Origin of the sequence: Trichloromonas sp. (genome assembly GCF_041583255.1) — a bacterium.
Taxonomy (GTDB): domain Bacteria; phylum Desulfobacterota; class Desulfuromonadia; order Desulfuromonadales; family Trichloromonadaceae; genus Trichloromonas.
Window position 1 is genome coordinate 1 of record NZ_JBFHGD010000234.1, and the last position, 4,772, is coordinate 4,772.

Annotated in this window: 3 protein-coding genes, 1 pseudogene and 1 riboswitch; of the genes and pseudogenes, 1 reads left to right on the forward strand and 3 read right to left on the reverse strand. The window is 60.8% G+C overall.

The genetic code is table 11. The features are described 5' to 3' along the window. The 3 genes from groL to ABYV89_RS14595 all read right to left on the reverse strand — a co-directional run. Positions 1-1,302, reverse strand: a 1,302-nt coding sequence (gene groL, locus ABYV89_RS14585) for a chaperonin GroEL (RefSeq protein WP_432823666.1), incomplete at its 3' end; no start/stop codon positions are given. 38 nt (positions 1,303-1,340) lie between these two features. Continuing rightward, positions 1,341-1,631, reverse strand: a complete 291-nt coding sequence (gene groES, locus ABYV89_RS14590) for a co-chaperone GroES (protein WP_432823667.1) — start codon at positions 1,629-1,631, stop codon at positions 1,341-1,343. Positions 1,632-1,854: 223 nt separating this feature from the next. Further along, positions 1,855-3,984, reverse strand: a complete 2,130-nt coding sequence (locus ABYV89_RS14595; protein ID WP_432823668.1) for a hypothetical protein — start codon at positions 3,982-3,984, stop codon at positions 1,855-1,857. A gap of 167 nt (positions 3,985-4,151) precedes the next feature. Then, a riboswitch (ZMP/ZTP riboswitch) is annotated at positions 4,152-4,237 on the forward strand. A gap of 81 nt (positions 4,238-4,318) precedes the next feature. Here ABYV89_RS14595 and ABYV89_RS14600 point away from each other — a divergent pair. Further along, positions 4,319-4,772 (forward strand): annotated as a pseudogene (locus tag ABYV89_RS14600) (alanine--glyoxylate aminotransferase family protein); the annotation flags it as partial.

The following is a 4,772-nucleotide window of genomic DNA, read 5'->3' on the forward strand; positions in this document are numbered from 1 at the left end:
ACCTTTGCCTTCCATGATCTTCTCAACGACGATGGAGCCTTCGAGACCAGCGTTAGCAGCGATCTGGCGAAGGGGTTCTTCGACAGCCGCGCGGGTAGCGTGCAGGGCGTCTTCGACGCGGGCTTTCTTTTCTTTCATCTCGGTTTCGGTGGCTGCGCCAACCTTGACCACGGCAACGCCGCCGACCAGCTTGGCGAGGCGCTCCTGGAGCTTCTCTTTGTCGTAGTCGCTGCTGGTCTCTTCGATCTGGGCGCGGATCACCTTGACGCGGTTCTGGATGTCGGCTTCAGCACCGGCGCCGTCGATGATGGTGGTGTTGTCCTTGTCGATGACGACGCGCTTGGCGCTCCCGAGCAGGTCAAGGGTAGCGTTCTCCAGCTTGTGGCCCATGTCTTCAGAGATCACGGTGCCGCCGGTCAGGATGGCGATGTCCTCGAGCATGGCCTTGCGGCGGTCGCCGAAGCCCGGGGCCTTGACGGCGCAGATGTTCAGGGTGCCGCGCAGCTTGTTGACGACCAGGGTCGCCAGCGCTTCGCCATCAACGTCTTCAGCAATGATCAGCAGCTGACGGCCCTGCTTGGCGACCGGCTCGAGAATCGGCAGCAGGTCGCGCATGGTGCTGATCTTCTTTTCGTAGATCAGGACCAGGGCATCTTCCATGGTCGATTCCATGCGCTCCGGATCGGAGACGAAGTAGGGGGAGAGGTAGCCGCGGTCGAACTGCATCCCTTCGACGGTCTCGAGGGTGGTTTCCATCGCCTTGGCTTCTTCTACGGTGATGACCCCTTCCTTGCCGACTTTCTCCATCGCCTCGGCGATGATATTGCCGATGGTGGAGTCGCTGTTGGCCGAGATGGTGCCGACCTGGGCGATTTCCTTGTGATCCTTGATCGGCTTGGAGAGTTCTTTCAGGCTGGCTACGGCTGCCTCGACGGCCTTGTCGATGCCGCGCTTGATTTCCATCGGGTTGTGGCCGGCAGAAACCAGCTTGACGCCTTCGCGGTAGATGGCCTGGGCCAGCACGGTGGCGGTGGTGGTGCCGTCGCCGGCAACGTCCGAGGTCTTCGAAGCGACTTCCTTGACCAGCTGGGCACCCATGTTTTCAAAGCGGTCTTCCAGTTCGATTTCCTTGGCGACGGTGACGCCGTCCTTGGTGATCAAAGGAGCGCCGTACGACTTGTCGATGATGACGTTGCGGCCCTTGGGACCGAGGGTGGCCTTGACGGCAGCGGCCAGCAGGTTAACCCCGTTGAGGATGCTGTTACGGGCGTCCTGGGAAAACTTGATTTCTTTGGCAGACATTATTCTCTATCTCCTTATCGAAATGAATGATGTACGGATTACTTTTCCACGACGCCGAGGATGTCGTCCTCACGCATCATGAGATACTCCTGGCCGTCGACCTTGATCTCGGTGCCGGCGTATTTGCCGAACAGCACCTTGTCGCCGACTTTCACGTCCAGAGCGAGAACCTTGCCGTCGTCGGTCTTCTTGCCGTTGCCGGCAGCGATGACCATGCCCATCATGGGCTTTTCCTTGGCGGAATCGGGGATGATGAGGCCCCCGGCGGTCTTGGTTTCTTCCTCGATCCTCTTGACGATGATGCGGTCCTGCAACGGTCTGATGTTCATGAGCTGTTCTCCTTTCCGATCATTTAATAAGGTTTCGGGACGCTGCCCGTTTGAAGCACAGAAACAAAAAAGACGCCTGTTGCCGATGGGGATCCGGCGGATCAGGCCTCTTTGAGGGAGGCTGCTGTTGTTAGCACTCTCCGGCAGAGAGTGCTAACAACAGGGCTAAATATAATCAGGGGAGTGGGAAAGTCAAGGGTAATCTGAAAAAAAATGCGGGGACTTAGGACCCACGCAGGGCATCGCGGACTTTTGTCGACAGTTCGCTGGCGATGTTGTCGGCGATGTTCTGGCGCTCCTTTTCGATGGTGGAATAATCGTGGTCGAAGAAAATCTTGACCGGGTGCTCGTGCTTCAGGGTCGGAAGAGGGCTTCCCTGACGGTACAGAAAGACCCGGGATTTGGTGCGGATGTCGGTCGAGCAGCAGCCGGACTCTTCAACATAACCGAAAATCTCGCCGGTCACGTAACTGCGCTCAGCCAGCCAGCTGGGGTCGACGGAATCGAGCCCCCCCTTGAGGATGACGAACTCATACTGGCGGTCCATGCCGTCGGCGTTGAGCTTGTCGACAAAGGTGTCGAAGATCTTTTCCGCCACGGAGCCCGGAACCATGACGCTGATGAAGGGGGCAAGGTAAACCTGCTCCCGCTGCACGGACGGCCGAAAGACCACCTCGGGGGGCGCCGGTCTCACGGCGATCGGGGGGGCTGCTTGCGGCAGCGGCACGGGCTTGGGTGCCTCCGGCAGCCGCTCGACGACAACCGGGGGGGCGACCGGGAGAACCGGTTCGGGTTTCGGCTCAAGGATGGCTGGTGCCGGCCGGGCTTGAACCACCGGCGGAGCCGCAGGAGTCACGGGTTTTACGACCGGGGCGGGTGTCGGTGCTTCGACAATTAGCGGTTTTGGTTCCACGACAGGCCGGGGCGGCACTGCGGCGGGGGCGGCCGCCGCTAGCGGTGCGACGGACGAAGGAGCCCGAAACAGGCGGGCCACTTCCGGGTCGTTTTTCATTTGTTGCAGGGTGCTGCGAACACGAGCCAGCATGGCTTTGTCGAGTCCCTGGCGACCGACCAGGCGGCTGCCGGCGCTTGCGCCGAGTTCTCCGGACGGAAGCAGCGGCGCGAATTCACCGGCCGGTTGTTTCTGCAGATAGCTTTCGTCAAACAGTCCGACATCGACCATCCGGAAGCGGCTGAGCCACTCCTGCAGGGTTTTCTGGTCTTTGAATGACTGTGCATTGACGGTCGTGCCAAGACGGTTTTCAAGCAGTCGGGCAAAGGTTTGAAGCTGGTCCTCGCTGCTAAACGGGGCATTAGCAGCAAGCACGGCGCCGAAGGTGAGTTTGGTTGCGGTCCGGCTGGCTGGGGCGAATACCGCAGGTGGTTCCGGCGAGCGGGTCGGGCGGGTGTGGCGGATGATCTCCGGCGGGGCCGTCGGCCTGGAAGTGGTTACCGCAGCGGGGCGCGAAGGGCGGCTCGCCAGCGGCGCAAGGGGGGTTCCCTTGAGTTGTTCCAGGCTGCTGTTGAAACGAGCGAGCTGGCGATCATCAAGTCCCTGCTGGGCAACCAGCCAGTTTCCGGCGCTCAGTTTCTGGTTGGCCAGGTCGTCTGGTTGCGCGAGCAATTCAAATTCGCCGGCCGGCTGCTTCTGCAGATAACCGCCGGGCAGCAGCGCCAGTTCGACCATCCGGTAGCGGTTGAGCCAGTCGTGCAGGGTTGTTTCGTCCTTGAATTCCCGCACCGCCACCCGGGTGTTCAGCCGCTGACCGAGGGCCGCGGCAAATTCTTCTGCGGCTTCCTTGCTGCGCAGCGGTGCGCCGGGATCGACGACGGTACCGAGGGTGTATTCGGTCGATTTTGCGGGTGAGTTTACCGCCGGCTGGCGAGAGGCTGCCGATCGGGGCTTGATGGAGCGCTGCGCGAAAGGCGTCGTCGATAACGGTTTGGCGCTGCCGGCCAGGGAAAAGCGCTTGATGCCAAAATCGGATAGCAGGGTTTGTCCTTCCGGATCTTGTTCCATGCCGGAAAGCACGGTCTGGATACGGGAAAGGAGGCCGCTGTCCATCCCCTGACGAACGACGATCATGTCTGCCATGGGGAGGATGGCCAGGTCGACATCGGAATAGCTATTCAAGGCTTCCTTGAGGTGTCGGTCATTGGGAAAGATGCGGACATCAACCGGCTCTCCCAGGTGTTTCTCGAGGTAGGCCCCGAAACGTTGGGCCTGCGGAACCGACTGGAGCAGGGAGTCCGCGGCCGGGGCGGCACCGAAGGTGAGGGCCGCCTGGGCGGAAACCGCGGTCATCAGCACCAATACATGCAGGGCCAGCAGGCGTTTCATCAGTATCCACATACGGCAGGAAATCCTTTTGCTGAAGTTCATCAAAGCGTTGGAAACACATCAAAAATCCCTCGCATCCTACCTGTCGCGGGCGGGAATGTCAACGAGGGATTTCCTTGACAGCGGCCGCGCGGGTGTGTTAAGGAATCAGGGCTGCACCTGCTGGTGCAGCCTATTTAAAGGTCTCCTGTAACTGGCGCGAGGTGGGGAACCACCAGGGAGCAGGAATTAACGACCGTCGCAGCCGTACGCCTGGGCTCCTCTGCATCCGACAGGGCCGGGCGTTTTTTTATGTCGGCCGGTTGTTTGCTGCAGGGAAACCTCTCTTCTTGAAGGAGCACAAACCATGGGCAAGAAGCTTTATATCCCCGGGCCGGTGGAAGTAAGCCCGGACGTCTTTGCCGCCATGGCCGCACCGATGATCGGCCATCGCATGAAGGAGTACGCGGTCCTGCATCGCGAGGTCACAAGCGGCTTGAAGACGATGCTGAACACGCAGAGCCCGGTCTTTCTTTCCACCTCCAGCGCCTTCGGGGTGATGGAGGGGGCGGTGCGCAACCTGGTGCAGAAGCGCTGTGCCAACTTCGGCAACGGCGCCTTCAGCAGCAAGTGGAATGACGTGACCCGGCGCTGCGGCCTCGAGGCCGACCTGTTTGCCGCCGAGTGGGGGCAGCCGATCACCCCCGAGATGGTCGATGCGGCGCTGGCCACCGGCAAGTACGACGCCATGACCCTGGTACACAACGAAACTTCCACCGGCGTGCTCTCCCCCCTCGAGGAGATTGCCTGCGTGATGAAAA

Bases quoted from the DNA above. Each gene is read 5' to 3' on its own strand.
- groES (WP_432823667.1), bottom strand. From the start codon at position 1,631: ATGAACATCAGACCGTTGCAGGACCGCATCATCGTCAAGAGGATCGAG.
- ABYV89_RS14595 (WP_432823668.1), bottom strand. From the start codon at position 3,984: ATGTGGATACTGATGAAACGCCTGCTGGCCCTGCATGTATTGGTGCTG.